The organism is Pseudomonas multiresinivorans (genome assembly GCF_012971725.1).
Taxonomy (GTDB): domain Bacteria; phylum Pseudomonadota; class Gammaproteobacteria; order Pseudomonadales; family Pseudomonadaceae; genus Pseudomonas; species Pseudomonas multiresinivorans.
This window is the reverse complement of the sequence record NZ_CP048833.1, coordinates 277,640-297,063: the sequence shown is the minus strand read 5'-3', so window position 1 is coordinate 297,063 and position 19,424 is coordinate 277,640. Positions and strand designations below refer to the sequence as shown.

16 protein-coding genes are annotated in these 19,424 nt (G+C 66.3%); 5 read left to right on the top strand and 11 right to left on the bottom strand.

All coding sequences use genetic code 11. From position 1 onward, the window contains the following. Position 1 precedes the first annotated feature (1 nt). Positions 2–1,057, bottom strand: a complete 1,056-nt coding sequence (locus G4G71_RS01360; protein WP_054909532.1) for an ABC transporter substrate-binding protein — start codon at positions 1,055–1,057, stop codon at positions 2–4. Positions 1,058–1,074: 17 nt separating this feature from the next. Then, complete coding sequence (locus G4G71_RS01355) at positions 1,075–2,229, bottom strand: LLM class flavin-dependent oxidoreductase (protein ID WP_045213251.1); 1,155 nt, start codon at positions 2,227–2,229, stop codon at positions 1,075–1,077. A 339-nt stretch (positions 2,230–2,568) separates the two neighbouring features. Here G4G71_RS01355 and G4G71_RS01350 point away from each other — a divergent pair, with 339 nt between their 5' ends. Next, positions 2,569–3,300 (top strand): class II aldolase/adducin family protein, encoded by a 732-nt coding sequence (locus tag G4G71_RS01350; RefSeq protein ID WP_169935105.1) that lies wholly within the window; start codon positions 2,569–2,571, stop codon positions 3,298–3,300. 133 nt (positions 3,301–3,433) lie between these two features. Here G4G71_RS01350 and G4G71_RS01345 read toward each other — a convergent pair whose 3' ends face one another. From G4G71_RS01345 to G4G71_RS01310, 8 genes are all read right to left on the bottom strand, one after another. Next, positions 3,434–3,778, bottom strand: coding sequence for a type II toxin-antitoxin system HicB family antitoxin (locus tag G4G71_RS01345; protein WP_169935104.1), 345 nt, complete (start codon positions 3,776–3,778; stop codon positions 3,434–3,436). After that, on the bottom strand, positions 3,775–4,029 hold the full coding sequence (locus G4G71_RS01340) for a type II toxin-antitoxin system HicA family toxin (protein ID WP_169935103.1): 255 nt from the start codon (positions 4,027–4,029) through the stop codon (positions 3,775–3,777). Before G4G71_RS01340 ends, G4G71_RS01345 begins: the two co-directional genes overlap by 4 nt. Before the next feature lie 317 nt (positions 4,030–4,346). Then, a complete protein-coding gene (locus G4G71_RS01335; RefSeq protein WP_169935102.1) occupies positions 4,347–5,537 on the bottom strand; it encodes an MFS transporter in 1,191 nt (396 codons plus the stop codon). Between the two features lie 214 nt (positions 5,538–5,751). Then, on the bottom strand, positions 5,752–7,161 hold the full coding sequence (locus G4G71_RS01330; protein WP_169935101.1) for an aldehyde dehydrogenase family protein: 1,410 nt from the start codon (positions 7,159–7,161) through the stop codon (positions 5,752–5,754). A gap of 10 nt (positions 7,162–7,171) precedes the next feature. Continuing rightward, entirely contained in the window at positions 7,172–8,767 is a 1,596-nt protein-coding gene (locus G4G71_RS01325; RefSeq protein ID WP_169935100.1) for a GMC family oxidoreductase, read from the bottom strand. 46 nt (positions 8,768–8,813) lie between these two features. Then, on the bottom strand, positions 8,814–11,102 hold the full coding sequence (locus G4G71_RS01320; RefSeq protein WP_169935099.1) for a TonB-dependent receptor family protein: 2,289 nt from the start codon (positions 11,100–11,102) through the stop codon (positions 8,814–8,816). A 235-nt stretch (positions 11,103–11,337) separates the two neighbouring features. Next, entirely contained in the window at positions 11,338–12,411 is a 1,074-nt protein-coding gene (locus G4G71_RS01315) for an ABC transporter substrate-binding protein (RefSeq protein WP_169935098.1), read from the bottom strand. A gap of 14 nt (positions 12,412–12,425) precedes the next feature. Next, complete coding sequence (locus G4G71_RS01310; protein WP_169935097.1) at positions 12,426–14,642, bottom strand: TonB-dependent receptor; 2,217 nt, start codon at positions 14,640–14,642, stop codon at positions 12,426–12,428. Positions 14,643–15,001: 359 nt separating this feature from the next. Between G4G71_RS01310 and G4G71_RS01305 the strand changes: the two genes are divergently transcribed. The 4 genes from G4G71_RS01305 to G4G71_RS01290 all read left to right on the top strand — a co-directional run bounded on the left by G4G71_RS01305 (position 15,002) and on the right by G4G71_RS01290 (position 18,951). Then, positions 15,002–16,453, top strand: a complete 1,452-nt coding sequence (locus G4G71_RS01305; RefSeq protein ID WP_169935096.1) for a CHASE2 domain-containing protein — start codon at positions 15,002–15,004, stop codon at positions 16,451–16,453. Further along, positions 16,386–16,751 (top strand): hypothetical protein, encoded by a 366-nt coding sequence (locus G4G71_RS01300; protein WP_169935095.1) that lies wholly within the window; start codon positions 16,386–16,388, stop codon positions 16,749–16,751. The genes G4G71_RS01305 and G4G71_RS01300 overlap by 68 nt, the downstream gene beginning before the upstream one ends. Next, entirely contained in the window at positions 16,748–18,106 is a 1,359-nt protein-coding gene (locus G4G71_RS01295; protein WP_169935094.1) for a M48 family metalloprotease, read from the top strand. The genes G4G71_RS01300 and G4G71_RS01295 overlap by 4 nt, the downstream gene beginning before the upstream one ends. A gap of 107 nt (positions 18,107–18,213) precedes the next feature. Beyond that, positions 18,214–18,951, top strand: a complete 738-nt coding sequence (locus tag G4G71_RS01290; protein WP_169935093.1) for a metallophosphoesterase — start codon at positions 18,214–18,216, stop codon at positions 18,949–18,951. A 16-nt stretch (positions 18,952–18,967) separates the two neighbouring features. On the opposite strand, the gene G4G71_RS01285 is transcribed toward G4G71_RS01290, so the two are convergent. Then, positions 18,968–19,402, bottom strand: coding sequence for a CBS domain-containing protein (locus G4G71_RS01285; RefSeq protein WP_024766385.1), 435 nt, complete (start codon positions 19,400–19,402; stop codon positions 18,968–18,970). Between the last annotated feature and the right edge of the window lie 22 nt (positions 19,403–19,424).

Below are 19,424 nucleotides of genomic sequence, written 5' to 3'. Positions count from 1 at the left end.
GTCAGCCGGCCTTTTGCGCCAGGCGGCTGCGCAGGGTTTCCAGCGGGCGCGGATCGATCCACTCGCGCACGTCGAAGCGCGCCGGGACGAAGTTCCAGCGGTGCAGGAAGTCGGTGAAGTCCTGCAGGGCGAGAATCGAGCCTTCGTCCAGGTTGGTGCGCAGGCGCAGGTGGGCGTCTTCGCCGTACGCCGTGGCGACCCAGAACTCGCTGCTGTTGGTTTCACGCGCCAGGTAGCGGCGGGTGTCGTCCGGGTGCTGGTGCGCCCAGTCCTCCGCGCGCAGCACCGAGGCGAGGATCGCGGTGGCGGCGTCGGGGTGCTGCTCCAGCAGGTTGAGGTCGACGCTCAGGGTGCGCGGCGTGCCGTTGTTGGCGCGGATCAGCGGCTCGGGGTGCGCGCCGGTGTCGATCACCGTGTGCAGGCCGAACTGCTGCGCCAGCTGCACGGCGTGGGCGCCCTTGAGGAAGATTGCGTCGACTTCGCCGCGCAGCAGGCCGACCAGTTCCGGGTTCTGGCTGCGTCGGCGGCTGCCGCCATGGCCGGTGATGCCGACGATGTTGCCCGGCGCTTCATCGCTGAAGGTGCCCTTCAGGCCGAAGTCCACCAGCTCCAGGTCGCGCACTTCCAGGCCTTCCAGGCGCAGGGCGTTTTCCAGGCCGCGGATGGCCTGGGCGCGGGTGAAGTCGATCTGCGCGCCGCTCCAGTCCGGCAGGCCGAAGCGCCGGCCTTTGAGGTCGCGCACGCTGCGGATACCGCTCTCGGCGGTGGTCAGGATCAGTTGCGCTTCATCGGCCCAGGACAGGCCGATCACACGGGTCTCGCGGCCGCTGGCGCGGGCCCAGATGGCCGGGATATTGCCGCCGTGGCGTACCGAGTTCTGCAGGGTGTGGTCGAAGTGCGACTCGCGCACCGCCTGGTCGGCGGACTCGCGCAGCGACTGGATCTTCGTGCCCTGCTCGGCCAGGGATTCTTCCAGCCAGCCTTTCTGCACGGCGATGCCAAGGCCGGTGGGAACCGGGCAACGGGTGTACCAGAGGGTATCGAGGGGACGGGACATGTGCAGCTCCTTGTGGGTCAGGCGCGGGCCTTGAGTTCGTGGACGTCGGCGCGTTTGCCCTGCACCAGCGGCAGCACTTCCTGGCCGATGCGCAGGGCTTCTTCCAGGTGCGGATTGCCGGCGAGGATGAAGGTGGAGAAACCGGCGTCGCGGTATTCGGCGAGGCGTTCGGCGACGTTCTCGTGGCTGCCCACCAGGCCGATGGTCGGGCCCGGCTTGGCCTTGCCGAAGCCGGCCCAGAGGTTGGGGCCGAGGATCAGGTCGTCGAAGCGCTCGACGTTCTGGTGGTAGGCGGTCTGCCGTGCGGCGCCGACGGAATCCGAGCCGGTGGCGAAGTTCTTGATGAAGGCGCTGGTGCGCGCGTCGATGCGCTCGTACTGGCGGCGCAGCTCGCTCCAGGCGGCCTCTTCGGTCTCGCGGGCGAACAGGTCGATGCGGATGCCGAAGCGGATTTCACGGCCCTGCTTGTCGGCCAGCTCGCGCACGCGTTCCAGGTGCGGCTTGAGCTTGTCGATGGGTTCGGCCCAGTTCAGGTAGACGTCGGCGTGCTTCGCCGCGACATCCAGCGCCGGGTCGGAGAAACCGGAGAAGTACACGCCCGGTTTGCGCACGTTGCGCAGCGCGATGGGCAGCGAGCCGTTCTCCAGTTGGTAGATATCGCCCTGGTAGGAAAACTGCTCGTTCTTCCACAGGCCGTCGATGATGTCGAGGAACTCGCCGGTGCGCTGGTAGCGTTTGTCGTGCTCGAGGAAGTCGCCGTTGGCGCGCTGGCTGGCAGGGTTGCCGCCGGTGATGATGTTCCACTCCAGGCGGTCGCGGGACAGGTGCTGGAGGATGGCCGCCTGCTGCGCGGCATAGGCGGGCAGCGTCCAGGCGGCCTGGAAGGCGATGAGGAACTTGATCCGCCGGGTCTCGCGGGCCAGCGCGGCGGCGGCGATCCACGGCTCCGGCCCGGTGGGCAGCAGCGCGCCCTCGAAGCCGGCGATCTCGGCGGCCTTGGCCACCTGGGCGATGTAGTCGATGTAGGTGAAGCCGTCCGGCTCGCCGTTGGGCAGGCGGCCCGGAGCGATGTTGCCGGGGCGCTCGATGTGGCTGCCGCGGTTGTTCTTGTCTGAGGCGAGATAGGGACCGTCGCTGCCCAGCGGCAGTCGCCAGAAGAATTCGGTGCTCATGGCCTTGCTCCTTTACGTGGCGGGGGCAGCGTCGTGCTGCTCGTGCAAGGTGTTGAGCAAGGGCTGTGCCCAAAGGCTGCAGGCCAGGCGTGGCGGGACTTGCAGGCGGGTGTGCTGCTGCGGCAGCAGGGCGTTTGTCTGTACAGCAGCAGTGGGTCAGCAGGGGATGCTGGGCGGGCAGCAGTTTTGCCCGCTCAGCCAGGCGTGATGCCCCGCTGTTGGCTTTGTTGTCTTCTAACTTGTTGATTAATAGCGATATTTTTTAGTGGCACAAGTCCTGCTCAGTCACTGGAACACCGCCAAGCGGTTCATCCATCCCCGACTGCCAGGAGGCACTCCATGTCCACCCTCGATCCGCAACTCGCCAGCCAGCTTGAACAGGTCCGCCGGGACTTCGCCAAGGCTTTCCGTGTGCTCAAGGAAAGTCGCACCCTGACCGCCACCAATACCTACCAGGCTTATGTCCGCGTGCCGGACAGCGACAAGGTGATCGCCGTCCACGCGCCCAACCCATGGGCGGACGATCAGGAAATCCGCGCGGTGATCTCGACCTGGGACGGCGAGGTGATCCTCGACGAAAGCATCGCCGGGGCGACTCCGCTCAGTGGCCGTGGTGCCGGTGGCAACGGCAAGCGCTATGCGGCGATCTTCCAGGCGCGCCCGGAAATCAACGTGGTGATCCACGTCCACACGCCGTACCTCGGCGGCTGGGCCAGCGCCCACCGCGTGCTGCCGATCCGCTACGCCGCCTCCCAGCGCGTGACCCTGGCCCGCGAGCTGCCGATCTACATCGACCGCCGCCAGCCCGAGCCGCTGTTCATCCTCGACAGGATCGCCGAGAACCCGCACACCCCGGCCATCCTCGAAGCCAACGGCGGTGCGACCTTCTGGGGCGAGGACCTGATCAAGGCGTCCAAGCTGATCCTGCTGATCGAGGAAGGCGCCTACTTCCAGGGCCTCGCCGAAGGCCTAGGCGGCTCACAGGAATTCGGCCCCGGCGTGCTGGAACAGCAATGGAAGATGACCGGCCTCTGGGAGCAGGGCCAGAAGCTGCTGGGCGCAGCGGCCTGAGTTTTCCCCTGAACTGAAAAAGCCCTCTTGCGAGGGCTTTTTCATGGCTGCGAATCGGCGGGCTTTTCGTAGGAGCGATCCGAGCCCGCCGCGGGGTTTGTTCGCGAGCGAGCTCGCTCCTACAACCCTGCATTCAGCTGCCAGTGCGCCTCCGGGCTGCGCGTTCGAAAACGCTCTCCGCCCACTGGTTCAGGCTCTTGCCGGACGCCTTCGCCGCAATGGCGGCTGCGGCGTGAACCTCCGGGCGGATGCGCAGCATGATTTTGCCGGACGCCGGCTTCTCCGGTTCCACACCGCGCTCCGCGCAGTCGGCCAGGTAATCCTCGACGGCATCCTGGAAGGCAGCATGCAGCCCACCAACGCTGTCTGCATGGAAACTGATGATGTCGTTCACGCCCAGTAGGCGGCCGACGAAGAGATCATCACGATCGTCGAATTCAATACGGGCGGTGTAACCCTTGTAGGTCATGCGGCTCATGTTTCCACTCCAACCCGACGCAGGAACTCGCGGGCTTCCTCGACCTGGTAACGCTTGGCCTCCTTGCCCGGATGCGGGCGATGGCAGCGCCAGGTCTGGCCATGCAGAACCAATTTCACCCGTGACCCTTCACGCTCATCCACGGCGCCGCCCAAATGCAGAACCAGAGCTTCGATGTCGGTAAAGACTATCGATGCACTGGTTGGCGTGCGGAAGATCATGGCGAGGGTTTTACGGTGGCGGTTCTGCATCCAGAAATGCTATCGCCATATGATAGCACTCTGCGGTTGCCATTTCCTCGGGATAGGCCAGCCATCTCGGATGCTTTTGTAGGAGCGAGGGAGACGCTGAGTTCTTGCTTGCGATCCGAGCCCGCCGCGGGGTTTGTTCGCGAGCAAGCTCGCTCCTACCCACACTCATACTCCAGGCTTTCTGGCGCGCCTTTGTAGGATGGTGTGGAGCGAAGCGATACCCATCGTGTTTCGCCCGTCCATGGCTGATGGATATCGCAAGCTCCACCCATTCTACGGAAAGCGCGAGTGTGAGCCTCCTGTAGATAGCGACCCGGTCAGGCGGGTACCGGCGGTTCCGCCGCGCGCCAGCGCAGCCCCAGCGGCAGCAGGAACAGCGGCAGCAGGCTGGCGACGATCAGCACGGCGAAGAACGGCAGGCGCGAGGGCAGGCTGAACAGCGGGAACAGCAGCACCGGGCCGAGGAACATCGACAGGTACAGCGCCTGTTCGGCAACGCCGCCGGCGCCCATCACGTCGCCGCCGCGGCTCATGCGCGGGATGCTGGTGAACACCCAGGCGACGACGAAGCTGCCAACGAAGCCCTGGATGATCTTCGCCACGATGGCGGTGGACGCCGCGATGCCGGGAATGAACACCAGCACCTCCAGCACCACCCCGATCAGCGCGCCGCCGACCACGGCCAGCGGGCCGAAGAAGCGCAGGTTGAGCACGAAGCCGGCGAGCAGCCCGGCCAGCACGCTGGAGAGGATGCCGATGGTGGAGATCACGCCGATGGTCGAAGGGGCAACGCCCAGGCTGTGGATGAAGTAGTCGGGGGTGATGGTCACCAGGCCCAGCGCCACGGTCAGCGGTGCGCCCACGGCCAGCGCCAGGCGCAGCACGGACGGGTCGGCGTAGAGACGGAAGGTCTGGCGCAGGGAGTGGCGCTCGCTGCGGGTCGCCAGGTTCACCGATGGCAGCAGCGGCGTCGCCAGCAGCAGGACCAGCAGCACCAGCGCGTGGCCGCTGAAGGCGTTGCGCCATTCGCCATGCTGGCCGCCGACATAGGGCGCCACGGCGAAGATGGCGATGGCCCCGCCCAGGGGCGAGGCCACTGACCAGAACGCCAGCGCGGTGGTGCGGCGACGGCCTTCGGTGGTGTGTACCAGCAAGGCGAGTGCGGCGAGCACCACGCTGATGTAGCCGGCGCCTTCGATGACGCGCAGGGTGATCAGCGTGGTGAAATCTTCAGTGCGGCTCGCCAGGTAGCTGCACGCCGCCGCCAGCAACAGGCCGAAGACGATGGCACGGCGCTCGCCGACCCGCGCCACGATCCAGTTGACCAGGGGCGAGGCGAGGGCGGCGACCACCGCCACCGCCGACACGACCCAGCTGGCCCGCGAGGGGCTGACCGAGAAGGCGTTGGCGATGTCGGCGACCAGCAGGATGGTCTTGCCGTGGCACGCCGCGATGATCACGGCGAAGGCCAGGGTGAGCAGGATCGAGGGCCAGCTTCCGGCACGCATCGGGGAATCCTCTTTGAGAGTTGGGTTGGAATGGCTGTCTGTTTTCCGGGAAAGCCTGTGCCGGCGCCTTCCCCCTCACCCCAGCCCTCTCCCTCGGGGAGAGGGGGCGGTCCGTGCCGGCTGACGCGGCAGTTTCATCCTGCGCCGAACGGCCCCCTCTCCCGTTCGCGGGAGAGGGTCAGGGTGAGGGGCTTTGATCTGGATAAGCCGCGCCTCAGCGCCGCGAAATGTTGAGCACCTGCAGCTCGCTGAAGGCCTCGTAACCGCGTTGCCCGCCTTCGTAGCCGAGCCCGCTCCACTTGTGCCCGCCCTTGGGCGCGCCGGGCTGGATGTGGCCGTGCTGGTTGACCCAGGCCAGGCCCGCCTCCAACCGTTCGGCGATGGCTTCGCCGCGCGCCAGGTCGCGGGTCCACACCGAGGCGCCGAGGCCGTAGGGGCTGGCGTTGGCCTGGGCGATGGCGTCCTCTTCGTCGCGGAACGGGATCACCGGCAGCACCGGGCCGAACTGTTCCTCATCCACCAGCGCGACACCGGCCGCCACGCCGCTGACCAGGGTCGGCGGGTAGAAGTAACCGGGGCCGTCGGGCCGCGTGCCACCGCTGTGGATGCGCGCTCCGTGAGCCTTGGCGTCTTCCACCAGGGTGATGACCCGTTCCAGTTGCTGCGCGTTGGTCAGCGGCCCCAGTTCCGTCTGCGGGTCGAGCCCATGGCCGAGGCGGGTGCGCTCGGCGCGTTCGGCGAGTTTGGCCAGCAGCGGTTCGAACAGGCTTTCATGCACGTACAGGCGCTTGATCGCGAAGCACACCTGGCCGCTGTTCCAGAAGGCGCCCCAGAACAGCGGTTCGACGATGGCTTCGAGGTCGGCATCTTCCAGCACCAGCGCGGCATCGTTGCCGCCCAGTTCCAGGGTCAGGCGCTTGAGGTCGTCCGCTGCGCCGGCATACAGGCGCTTGCCGGTGGCGACGCTGCCGGTGAAGGTCACGTGGCGCACTCGGGGATGGCGCACCAGGTGTTCGCCGACCTCGCCTGCACCGGCAATCACGTTGAACACGCCAGCAGGGAACACATCGCCCAGCAGTCGCGCCAGCAGCAGGGTGGACAGCGGCGTGTGTTCCGAGGGCTTGGCCACCACGGTGTTGCCGGCATGCAGGGCGGGCGCGATCTTCAGCACCAGCAGGATCAGCGGGACGTTCCACGGGGTGATTGCGGCGACCACCCCCAGGGGTTTGCGGGTGATGCGCACCAGGCGTTCGCCGTCGTCGCGCAACTGGGTATCGGCGGGAAGCTCCAGATGTGCGTGGTGCTCGAAAGTGGCGGCGACGCCCGCCACTTCCTCCAGTGTCGAGCGCAGCGGGCGACCCTGTTCGCGGGTGATCAGCTCGGCCAGCGCCTGGGCGTTCTCGCGTACTCGTTCGGCGGCTCGGGCCAGGCTCTGGCGGCGGCCGTCGAGATCGGTGGCCCAGGTTGGGAAGGCGCGGTGCGCGGCGTCCACCGCCGCGTCGACCTGCTCCAGGCTGGCGCGGGCGGCTTCGCCGACGAGTTCTTCGCTGGCCGGGTCTATAACCCGGTCGTAGTGCTCGGCCGCCTGGAGGCGACCATCGATCAGCAGTTCATAGCGCGACATGGCGAGTTCCTCAGGCACCGCCCAGGATGGCGTCGGCGATTTTCTCGGCGAGCATCAGGGTCGGCAGGTTGGTGTTGGCGGTGGGGATCACCGGGATGATCGAGGCGTCGGCAACGCGCAGGCCTTCCACGCCGTAGACGCGACCGGCGCTGTCGACCACGGCCTGCGGGTCATCGGCGGCGCCGATGCGGCAGGTGCCGCTGGGGTGCCAGACGCCGCCGATGTGCCGGCGCAGGTAGGCTTCCAGCGCCGCGTCGTCGGCCAGCAGGGTTTCCAGCTTCGGCCCGCCCGGTTGCGGCACGGCGAAGGGGGTGAGCGCCAGTTGCAGCTCGTAGCGCGCCAGGACCGGGTGCTTGAACAGGCGCTGGATGGTGCGCAGCGCCACGCGCGCGCGTTGCAGGTCGCGCGGGTCGGAGAGCAGGTTGAAATCGACCTGCGGCGGGCTTGCCGGGTCGCGATCGCGCAAGGTCAGGCGGCCACTGGAGTTGGGTTTGTTGATCCAGAACAGCGCGTGGGCCACGCCGCGCTCGGCGTCCGCGCCGATGGCCAGGTAGAGGTCCGAGGGTATGTCCGGATCGACGCCCGAGGAGACCCGGATGCCCAGTTGGTGCGACGTGCCGGGCCGCGCCAGTATTGCGTCGGAGCGCGCGGCATCGCCCAGGGTGGCGAGGGTGCCCAGCGAGCTGTGCTCCCACAGGTTGCCACCAACGCCAGGGCGGTCGGCGATCACCTCGATGCCCAGGTCCTGCAACTGGCTGGTCGGGCCGATGCCGCTGCGCAGCAGGAAGGCCGGCGATTGCAGCGCTCCGGCGGCGAGGATGACTTCGCCGGCCTCCACGGCAACGCGCTCACCGTCACGTTGCAGCTCGACGCCGGTGATGCGCGTGCCGTCGCGTTGCAGGCTGAGCACTTGGCTGTCGGTCCACAGCGTCAGGTTGGGCCGCGCGCGCACTGCTTCATCGAGGTAGCCGCGGGCGGCTGACACTCGTTGGCCGTGCTCCAGGTTCACCGCCGGGGCGAAGTAGCCGTCGTCGAACACACCGTTCTGGTCGCCGATGTCGCGCAGCCCTTCGGCTTGCAGCGCCGAGACCACGGAGCGGGTGAAGGGCGTCCAGTCGCGGGTAGAGACGCGGCTGATCGGGATCGGCCCGTCGTGTCCGTGCAGTGGGCCGGCGTAATCGGTGTCGCGTTCGAGCTTGCGGAAGTAGGGTAGGACGTCGTCCCAGCCCCAACCGGCTGCGCCCAGTTCGGCCCACTGGTCGTAGTCGCGCGGCAGGCCGCGGTTGGCCACCAGCACGTTGACGCTGGAGCCGCCGCCGAGCACGCGGGCCTGTTCGAGGTAGCGCTCGGGGCGCTCCACACCTTCTGGCTGCGCGCCGTGGCGGACGCTCAGGTCCGGCCAGAAATAGCGATCGCGCAGTTCCAGGCGCAGGCGGAAGGGGTTGTGGCCGTCGAGGATTTCCGCCGGCGTGGCGTGAGGCGGGGTGTCCGGGCCGGCCTCGATGAGCAGGACGCGGCGTTTCGGGTCGGCGCTGAGGCGGCTGGCAAGCACGCTGCCGGCGCTGCCGCCGCCGACGATGATGTGGTCATAGCGAGGAGTGGTCATGTCGCCTCCCGGCCCGGCGCTCCCGCACCGGGCGCGTGCAGGGTGATCAGAAGCCGACGGAGATGCCGGCGACCAGGGCGCGCGGGGCGCCCTTGTAGTACTTCGGCGCGCCGTAGAAGTCGCCGTCGGCCGGGTCGGCGGAGACCGTCCCCGAGTTCACGCCCGACAGGTAGTGCTTGTCGAAGACGTTGTTGAGGTTGAGCGTCAGGGTGGTTTCCTTCAGCGCGCTGCCCAGGTCCTTGAGGCGGTAGCCCAGGTTGGCGTCGAACACGGTGTAGCCGCCGATCTTCTCGTTGTTCGCCAGGTCGCCGTAGAAGCTGCCGGTGTGGCGGCCGAGGAAGTTGGCGTAGAAGGTCTGGTTGTCGTAGCCGATGCCGGCGCTGAACAGGTTTCGCGGGGTGTCGTAGAGCTGGTTGCCTTTGGTGTCGAGGCTGGCGCCGCCGGCGCTGTAGTCGTCGTCCTGGGTGGAACGCAGGTAGGTCCAGGAGGCGAAGTAGTTGAAGTTCGCCGGCAGCAGGCCGTTGAGCGACAGCTCCAGGCCCTTGGTGGTGACATCGCCGGCGTTGAAGTAGGAGGTGACGCCGGAGACTTCCTCGAACGCCGCCTGGCGATCCTTGAACTTGTCGTAGAACAGCGCCGCGCTGAGCAGCACGTCATCGGTGCTGTAGCGCCAGCCGATCTCCTGGTTCCAGGTGACTTCCGGTTTCTGCTTGTCGCCGCCATTGGCCTGGCCGTAGACCGAGGCCACCGCCGGAGTGCGCATGTTCGAGGTGGTGTTGTAGTAGAGCTGCTGCTGTGGGTCGAGCTGGTAGCTCAGGCTCAGGCTGGGCAGGAAGCGGTTGTAGTCGGCGCTGTCGTCGAAGCCGCTGAGGCGATCGTCGCCCTTGTTCTGCGTGTGTTGCCAGGCCAGGCCGCCGGTGAGGACGAGCTGCGAGGTGATGTCCCAGGTGTCCTGCACCCAGAGCTTCTGGGTGGTGATCTCGTTGCGCTGGTCGGTGAAGTAGATGGCATTGCCGTTGCCATCGCGCAGCTTGTGGCTGCCGTCGATGCCGGCGGGCTTGCCGTTGCCTTTGATCTCGACCACCGGGAACTGGTTGCGCGCGTGGGTGTAGTCGGTCCACAGGCCCAGTTGCAGGGTGTGATCGTCGTTGACCAGGAAGTCCAACGTATTGGTGGAGCCGATGCGGTACTGCGTCGGGTAGACGCTGAGCGCGCCGGTCACCAGAGGGTCGATGTTGTCGCCGTCGCCATTGAGGTCGGCATTCACTCGGTTTTCGTTGACCGGCACCACGGCCACGGCGGCAGTGCCGTCGGTGACGCGGACGAAGTACGGGTCGACCTTCAGCTGGACCTTGTCGGAGAGGTTGAACAGGCCATTGAGCGCGTAGGTCTGGATCTTGAAGTCGGCGCGCGAGGCCGCCGCGCTCTGGCCGGGCACGGTGACGTCGGGCACGCCGTTGGTGCCGTTGCCCTTGGTGGGGTAGATGTCGCGCGGGTAGCCCTGGTCGTATTTGTTGGCGCGGTACTCGGCCAGCGTCGGGTGGTTGTAGCTGTTGGTGCGCATCAGGAAGCTGGAGAAGATGCCGTTGATGCGGTTGCCGTCCCACTCGTATTGCAGGTTGCCTTCATAGCGGTTGGAGGACAGCTCGCCGCCGCTGTTGTCCCAGAGGTCGGCGGTGGTGCGAGAGGCCGAGAGCCAGGCAGAGAAGCCGTTCACCTCGCCGGTATTCACCCGCGCGAAGGTGCGGAACAGGCTGTCGCTGCCGACGTTCTGCTTCACCAGCAGGCCGCTTTCCTTCGTTGGCGCGACGGACTTGATCAGCACGCTGCCGCCACTGGCGGTGAGGGTCGGCGCGTTGATCGAGGAGGAGCCGTAGAGCACCGACACCGACTCGTAGTTCTCCGGGTCGCCCATGAAGTCGGCATGGGGCGTGAGGAACTGCGGGTCATTGAGCGGGATGCCGTCGCGGACGAAGCCGATCTGGTCCTGGGAGAAGCCGCGGATGTTCAATCCGCCTTCGGTGATGCCGCTGTTGTCACCGCCGCTGACGTGCACGCCGGGCAGGTATTTGAGGGCGCCGGTGACGGCGCTGTCGAGGCCGACGAACTTTTCCAGCTGGGATTTGGTGAGGGTGCCCTTGGAGACCGGCGCGACTTCCTTGCGGGCATCGCCGACCTGGGTTTCCTGGCTTTGCCCCTGGACCGTGACGGTACTCAGGGTGATATTTCCGGCGCTATTGGATTCGTCGGAAAGTGCAACTTCAGCGTTGAATAAAAGGGCGCTGGATAATGCAATGGCCAGCGGTTTCAATCGAAAATCTCTTGCATGCTTCATGGCAGTCGCTCGGGGCTTTTAATAATTTACCCATTAGCCTGAGCAAGCTCTGTGCCATGCGATTTAGAGCGGTTTAGTGCGGATTTTAGGTGTTTCTCTGCTGTTGCTGCAGCAACTGCGTTTACAGTGGTGCTGGGGCAGCTACTTGTTATGAACAGTTGTTCGTGAAAGTTTATCGCCCAAATAATAAAGCCCCGCTATCGGGGCTTTATTATTTGGGCTGGCGCCAGGAATGTCAGGGCTGACTGGCGACGGTTTTCACCTGCTCTTTCCAGAATCCCTCGAGCTGCTGGTTCTTCAATCCCTGCTCGACGAACTTCGGCTCCAGCAGGTCGTCCACCTTCACCTCGTTGCGGATCAGTTTCGCCTTGAGGCTGTAGGCGATGCCATCGGTGTAGTGCTGGCGCAGGGCGTCGTCGTACAGCGGAGAGAAGTGCGCAGGCCAAGGCTCGCCGGCGACTTCGCGTTGCAGCACGCTCAGCGGTACGCCGGAGCGTGATTGCGCTTCCTGGTACGCCGCCTGGTTGGCGTCCTGGGACACCCACCATGCGGCCTTCAGGTAGGCGTCCACCACCAGTTGGGTGAGGTCCGGATGATCCTTGACGAAGTCCCGCGCGCCCCAGACTTCGGCGCGCATCTTCCAGTCGGCCGGCGCCTCCTTGCTCGACCAGATGACGCGGCCGACCTGCTTGTCCTCCAGCAGGAAGGCATCGCTGAGGGTGAAGAACGCATCCACCCGCCCGGCACTCAATGCGGCGGCGCCGGCCTGCGGGTTGAGGTTGAAGATGCGGAAGTCCTCGAAGCCCAGGTGATTGGCTTCCAGCAGCTTGGCGAACGACAGTTCCCACGGCCGGCCACGGTGCAGGGCGATGCGCTTGCCCTTGAGGTCGGCGATGGATTTCGCTGTGGAGCCCGGTGGCACGACGAGGTAGACGTTGTTGCCGATGCCGCCGGGGACGATCAGCTGGGTCTGCACGCCCGAGGCGTTGGCGATGATCGACGGCAGGTCGCCGTAGAAGGCGAAGTCGATGCGCTTGTTGGCGAACTCCTCGTTGACGAAGGTGCCCACCGAGCCGGTGGCTGCGGGCACCCACTCCAGCTTGATGTTGCGCTGGGCCAGTTGCTGCTCCAGCCACTTGTCGCGGTCGATCACGTAGGCCGGGCCGTTGAAGGTGATCTGCCCGGCGTTGGCGTAGGCCACCGTGGCGATGCGCAGGGTGCTGGGCTGCTCGGCGGCCAGCGCGTGGCCCGCGAGCAGCATGGCGGCCGCCGGCAGCAGGCGGCGCAACGTGCGATGGATCAGGGACATGGCAGTTACCTCGCTCAGAAGTCGGTGGTGACCGAGACGCCGAAGGTGCGCGGATCACCGAACATCACCGCGGCGGTCTGGTAGCCGCCCGGCAGGGTGTGGTTGCGATATTCCTTGTCGGTCAGGTTGTTCACGTAGGCGGTGACGCGGGTGGTTTCACCCGGCAGCTCGTAGGTCACCCGCGCGTTGCCCAGGGTGTAGCCGCCGCTGCGCATGTTGGCGCTCTGGTCGTTGGTGAAGAAGTACTGGCGGCTGCGGGTGTTCCAGTCGGTACCGAGGATCACCGCGCCGCCGACGTTCAGCGGGATGCGGTAGTCGGCGCCGATCACCGCCGAGACGCTGGGCGCGCGGACGAAGTGGTTGCCGGAGTAGTCGTCGGTGCCCGAGGTGTAGTCGGTGAACTCGGTGTGCAGCAGGCCCAGGCCGAAGTTGACGTGGAGGTTCTGCACCGGGATGGCTTCGAGCTCGAACTCGGCGCCATAGGCCTCGCCCTGGGCGCCGTTGGCCAGGCGCGAGACGGTCTGGTTGTTCACCGCGGTGACGATGTTGAGCTGGATGTCCTTGTAGTCGTAGTAGAAGACGCTGGCGTTGGCGTTCAGGCGGCCATCGAACCATTCCGACTTCAGGCCCAGCTCGTAGGAGGTGAGGTATTCCGGATCGACCTTGGCCACCGTGGCCTGGCTGGTGACGCCGGCGTTGTAGCCGCCGGAACGGAAGCCGCGGGCATAGCGGAAGTAGGCGCGGGCGTTGTCGGAGATCCGGTATTCGGGCGTCAGGTCCCAGCTGTAGTCGCTCCAGGTGTTGCTCTCGTCCTGGGTGGCGTTGACGATCAGCGGAGTCTCGACGTTGCCCGGCTGCCACCAGTGGCCGTCGCCGAAGCTCGCCGCGCCGCGGTTGACCAGGCGCTCCAGGTCGATGTCCTTGGTCTCGCGGGTCCAGCGCAGGCCGGCGGTGAGGCTGAAGTCGTCGGTGAAGTTGTAGGTGGTGCTGCCGAAGATCGCGTAGCTCTCGGTCTTCTGGTCGTAGCTGACGTTGTTGTAGTAGCTGGGCACGTAGACGTTGGGCAGCGCCGCGTTGGCGTTCTTCGACTCCAGGTCCTCGTTGAAGTAGTGGAAGCCCAGCACCCAGTTCAGCCGGTCGCTGCGCGGCGAGGCCAGGCGCAGTTCCTGCGACCATTGCTGGCTGTCGGCATAGCTGTAGCTGCGCTGCAGTTCCAGCGGGGTATTGTCGCTGTCGGTCCAGCCGTCGCGGGTGAAGTGTTCGAAGGCGGTGATGGAGGTCAGCTCCAGTTCGCCCAGCTGCCAGACCAGGTTGAGGTTGCTGCCGGCCTGGTCGATCTCGGCCTGGTACTTGGCGTTGAAGTTGGCCTTGCCCAGTTCCGGATCGATGGAGTAGCCGAACTGGTTGGTGCCGTTCGGGCGGGTGCCGTAGCTCACGGTGTTGTAGCTGGCGGTGTCGTGGTAGTGGCGGGCGTGGACGTTGAGGTTGGCGTCGAGGTTGTCATTCACCCGCGCGGCCAGTTGCAGGCGCACGGCGTCGTCTTCCAGCGCGCCCTGGTCGTTGCCGTCGTTCTTGTTCTCGGTGTAGCCGTCGCGGCCCTGGTGGTGGAAGGACACGCGCCCGGCCAGCTTGTCGTCCACCAGTGCGTCGCTCACCGCGCCTTCGACGATGCGGTTGGCGTAGTTGCCCATGTCGACCTTGAAGTAACCCTCGGGGCTGAAGGTTGGCTTGCGCGAGATGAAGTTGATCGCACCGCCCGTGGTGTTCTTGCCCCACAGCGTGCCCTGCGGGCCGCGCAGCACTTCCACGCGCTCCTGGTCGAACAGCGGGAAGCCGGTGGCGCTGATGTTGGCGATGTACACGTCGTCGACGTAGATGCCGATCGGGCTGACGGTGTTGGCGCCCTGGTCGCCGGTGCCCAGGCCACGGATCCACCAGCGCGGGCGGCCATGGCCGTCGGTGGTGCCGGCGGAGGCGTTGGGGGTGTAGCGGGTGACTTCGTTGGCCGACTGCAGCGAGGCATCGCGAATCTTCTCGCCACTCAGCACGGTGATCGGCGCCGGTACTTCCTGCACCGACTCTTCGCGTTTCTGCGCGGTGACCACCACCTTGCCGAGGGTCGGCGCGGTGCTGGCGTCCTCCTTGTTCTGCGTATCGCCGTCGGCGGCATGCACAGCGACGCTGGCGAGGCCCGCCAGGATCGCGAGGGAAAGGGTGTTGCGTTTGAACATGGTGTCCCCAGGGGGCGGCGAAAAGACGGCTGGCTCTGTGGTGCTCGGTCGTCGCCGCAAGGCATCAAGCTGTTATTGCGTTGCGCTTCTGCTGGCTCACGCGTGATAAGGCCGGTTGGCTTGTGGGGGGCATCGCAACTTCCGTACCGACTTTCCAATGGCATGATCTGTAAGGATTTTTTCCTCTGCGTGGAGAGGCGGTGCTGCTGGCGCAGCAGTTCATGCTGGGTCGCCGTTGCCTGGGCAACAGCGTTGCAGCAGCGGGCCCGCAAGCTGGTGATTTGTGAACTGGTTCGTTATTCTTGGGTGATGGCCAAGCGATATCACTGCTGTGCTCGGCCGGTTTGCCAAGGATGGATATGCCGTCGATTTTCCCCAAGGAATGGCTTTCGCCGCGTCTCTTCATGGCCTGGCTGATGCGCTGGGCGATGTACGTGCTGCTCGGCTACTGGGCGCTGCAAAGCGATCCGTTCGGTTTCTCCGCCGCCACCGACAAGGCGCTGGCCACCCAGATCAGCCGCCTGGTGTCCTATCTGTTTCCGGAGCCGGTTGCAGCGGTCACCGTGGTGGCCATCGACTACCCGAGCATCGACGGGTTGCACAACGGCGGACGCGGCTGGATGACCGCCAACGACTGGCCACTGACCTACGCCGACCACCGCCGCATCCTTCGCGACCTCAGCGCTCCTCGTGGTGAGCCGGCGCCGGCGGCGATCTTCTACGACATCTTCTTCGAGCGTCCGCGGGTCATCAGCGGCGACCTGGAGCCGCTCGGCCGGCAGTTGCAGCGTCTGCGCAACGACCCGGGCATGCCACGGGTGTTCCTCGCCGGCGGCGGGAGTTTCGTGCCGATGTCCACGGCTGCCTTTGCTGCTCTGCAACACCCCGCGCTGGCCGTCTCCGCCTGGGATGGCATGGGGGACTTCTATCCGCTGCACGCCTCGCTGGGGACCGCCGCGGCCCCGCAGGCCAGTGCCGCCACCGCGCTTTATCGAACCCTGTGCACGGCCGCTGGAAAGGACTGCCGCTGGGCCGATGAGGAGGGCCTGGACAATCTCGCGGTGCAATGGCGGGTCCGCACCGACAGCGCCTGCGATGGTTTCTGGCGCAACCTGGGGCGTGATCTGTGGTCGGGCGTCGGCCGTGTGGTCGGCTTCGCCACCGAGGACACGGCGTTCGAAGCCGCCTGCATGCCAATCCATCAGGTCCGTCTTTCCGAGCTTTATGGCGAACACCCGGCCAGCCTGCGACCGCCGGGACTGGCACCGGGCGAGCCGTACGCCGTGCTGGTCGGCGTGGTCATGCCGAGCCTGCGCGACTACGTGCCGTCGCCGCTGTATGGACAGGTAGCCGGCGTCTATCTGCATGCCAACGCGCTGGAGAACCTGCTGCGCAAGGACGAAGACTACCTGCGCGAACGCAACCTCAAGTGGTGGAGCGTTGCCGCCGTCGCACTGACCATCGCGCTGTGCATGCTCGGCGGCATTCGCCGCCACGCGCGCCGGCCGCTGGGCTGGCTGTTTCCCGAGGTTGATGAGCACGCCGCGCTGCACCGCAGGCTGCTGACGACACTGTTGTTCGGCCTGGTCTTCAGCAGCATCGTGCTGCTGCTCTACGGACTGTTCCAGTGGTTCGGCCACGCTACGCCAGAGGGCTGGTTGTCGCTGATCGGGTTGATGCCCTTCCTGCGCGAGGTCGTGCTGGCGGGCGAGAAGAAGTACTCAGAAAGCGAGAAGGTGAGCAATGAAGCAAGGGATTGTGACGATCGGCCTGCTGCTGGCGGGATTGAACCTGGGGTCGGCGCTGGCTGACGGCCTGCACATCACCGCGTTGGTGGATCCGGCCTACACCGAGGTCCAGGCGCGCAGCAGCGGCCAGTACCGCAACATCGGCGAGCTGGGATCCCTGCAATTCCCGCTGGCCGCCAGGGCCGCCGGCAATGGCGCGCTGGAGTTCCAGCAGGGCGGCGAGACCTGGGCCATTTCCCGTGCGGACGTGGTACTGGCCGACGAGAAACTGGTAGTGGACGCCTGCAGCACCATCCCCGCGACCTTGCCGGGCGACGCCCGTTCGGCGAGCGTGAAAGGTGCCGGCGAGGGCTGCAAATGAGCCGCTGGCGCTGGCCATGGCTGGCTGCCAGCCTGCTGATCCTCGGCGGCTGCGCCAGCGATGGCCGCTACAGCACGCTGCAACCTATGCAAGGCGTGGATCGCAAGGTCGACATGAGCGACGTGCGCGGTTTGCGCCAGATGGACCGCACACCGGTGCAGGACGCCGGCCTGCTCAACTACGTACAGACCGTCCGCGCCCGTCTCGAAAAGGCCCACGGCCAGCCATGCGATTGCACCGTACTGGTGGACTCGTTCGGCGGTTACGAAGCCTATTCGTTGTCCACACGTACCATCGTGGTCTCCGCCGGGCTGGTCGCCCAGGCCGGCTCCGAAGACGAGATCGCCGCCGTGATCGCCCACGAGCTGGGCCATGTCTACCAGGGCGACACGACCAAGGGCACGCTGCAGGAAACCGCGCTGCAGGTCGTCAAGGCCGGTGGCTGGGCCGCCGGGGCCGGCGGCTACACCATGATGTTCGGCGAGACGGTGGACGATGTTGCCAAGGGCCTGATCTACCACCGCTTCAACGAACAGCAGGAAGTAGCCGCCGATGCCTTCTCGGCGCAACTGCTGGTCAAGGCCGGCTATTCGCTGGACGGCCTGAAGATGGCCGTGCGCCGGCTCAATGCCTACAGTGCCGGCGCCCTGCAGGCGCGCAGCAGCGAACCGCCGCCGCAATGCGTGACCAGCAAGAACGGCGTCTACACCTTCAACTTCAAGAAATGCGGCAAGCAGTTGAGCGGCTCCGGCGCCAGCGTTTATCAGACCGCCCCGGCACGCCTGAAACCGGTGATGGACTACGCCGCCAGCCTGCCCGACGACCAGCGTCGGCGACGCCCGGCGGGAGCGCCGCCGAGCTTCGCTTCGGTGAATTACCTGTTCGGCCTCAACAGCCTGGTCTCCAGCGACCGCAAACAGCTCATCGCGGCGCTGGCCCGGGTCCAGGCGCAACCATTGCCGCCGACGCTGGCCGGCAACGTGGCCGTCACCAACAAGCTGGCAATGGCGTACAACATCGCCGGCGACCAGCAGCGCGCCGCTGACAACCTCACCCGCAGCCTGCAGAGCAACGGGCGCACCGCCTGGACCTTCAACTACCTGTTCAAGCAGGTAGACCGTAGTGGCGACAGCCGCCAGGTGCTGGAGGCGATCAACGCGTCCCACGAGGAAATCGGCTACATGACCCAACTGTTACCCGTCGAGTACTACCTGGCCAAGCGGCACAAGCTGCAGGTGTACGAAATGGTCGCCTACGGCCGCTGCCTGTCGAACCTGGTGGATGACATGAACACCTACAACACCTGCGCCAAGTTCGAGAAATACGCCAAGAGCTCCGGCGCAGCGCAGTGGTAAAAGCGCTCCCGCCGGGACCTCGTGCCCGCGCGGGACTTTCGTCGCACAGGCTCGGGATGGCCGGCTGCGGCTGCTAAGCTGGTCCCTCGCATGACCTGGAGTTGGCAATGAACACGCTCTTGCCGGAGCAACCCCTGCAACGTTTTGCGCGCAACCTGCGCGGCCGCGACTTCGTGGTCGGGGATGTGCACGGCCATTTCGAACTGTTGCAGCGTCTGCTTGATCAGGTCGGGTTCGAGCCGTCCGCCGACCGCCTGTTCGGCGCCGGCGACCTTGTGGACCGCGGTCCCTATTCGCCGCAGGTGCTGGACTGGCTCGCCAAGCCCTGGTTTGCCTCGGTGCGCGGCAACCATGAGCAACTGGTGATCGACGTGGTGCTCGCCGGCGATGACCGCGACCTGCACTTTCGCAACGGTGGCGCCTGGCTCTACAAGCTCACGCCGGTGACTCGCGAGCGCATCGCGCGGCGGTTGCAGCAGTTGCCGCTGGTGATCGAAGTCGAGTTGGACGAAGACCGCCGCGTTGGCATCGTGCATGCCGAGGCGCCGGTCTCCCCGGCATTTCCGGATTGGGACAGCGGCGTCGCCGCGCTGGCTGGCGAGCTGGGAGAGACCGCCCGGCGCAACGCCGTCGGCCTGGCGATGTGGGCTCGTACACGGATCGAGAAGGAAGATGCCGCGGCGATCGAAGGCCTGGAGCGTCTCTATGTGGGGCATACCGCGCAGAAGGCGGTCCGTCCCCTGGGCAACACCCACTACATTGACACGGGCAGCGGCTATGCCGACGGTTGCCTGAGCATCGTCGACATGCACAGTGGCGAGGTGGAAACGGCGGCCGCGCGCTGAGCGGCCGCCGGGGCGATCACTCGCCGCGAATGTACTGCTCCAGCTGCTGGATCAGCTCGGCCTGTTCGGCGATGGCAGCCTTCACCAGGTCGCCGATGGACAGCAGCCCGAGCAGCTCGCCGTTCTCCACCACCGGCAGGTGGCGCAGGTGGCGCTCGGTCATGATGCCCATGCACTTGTCGACGTTCAGGTGGGTGTCCACGGTGATCACCGGCGCGGTCATCACCGCGCTGATCGGCGTGTCTTCCGAGTTGCGCCCCTTGAGCGCCAGGCGCCGGGCGTAATCGCGCTCACTGAAGAAGCCGACCAGCTGGTTGGCCTCCACCACCGGCAGGCCGCCGAGGTTCTTCTCCGCCATCAGGCGCAATGCGTCGACCACCATCGCGTCCGGGGCGATGGTGTAAACCTGCTGGTCCGCCTTGGCATTCAACAGCTGAGCCACAGTCTTCATTCCTACCCCCTGTTCGTCGTTC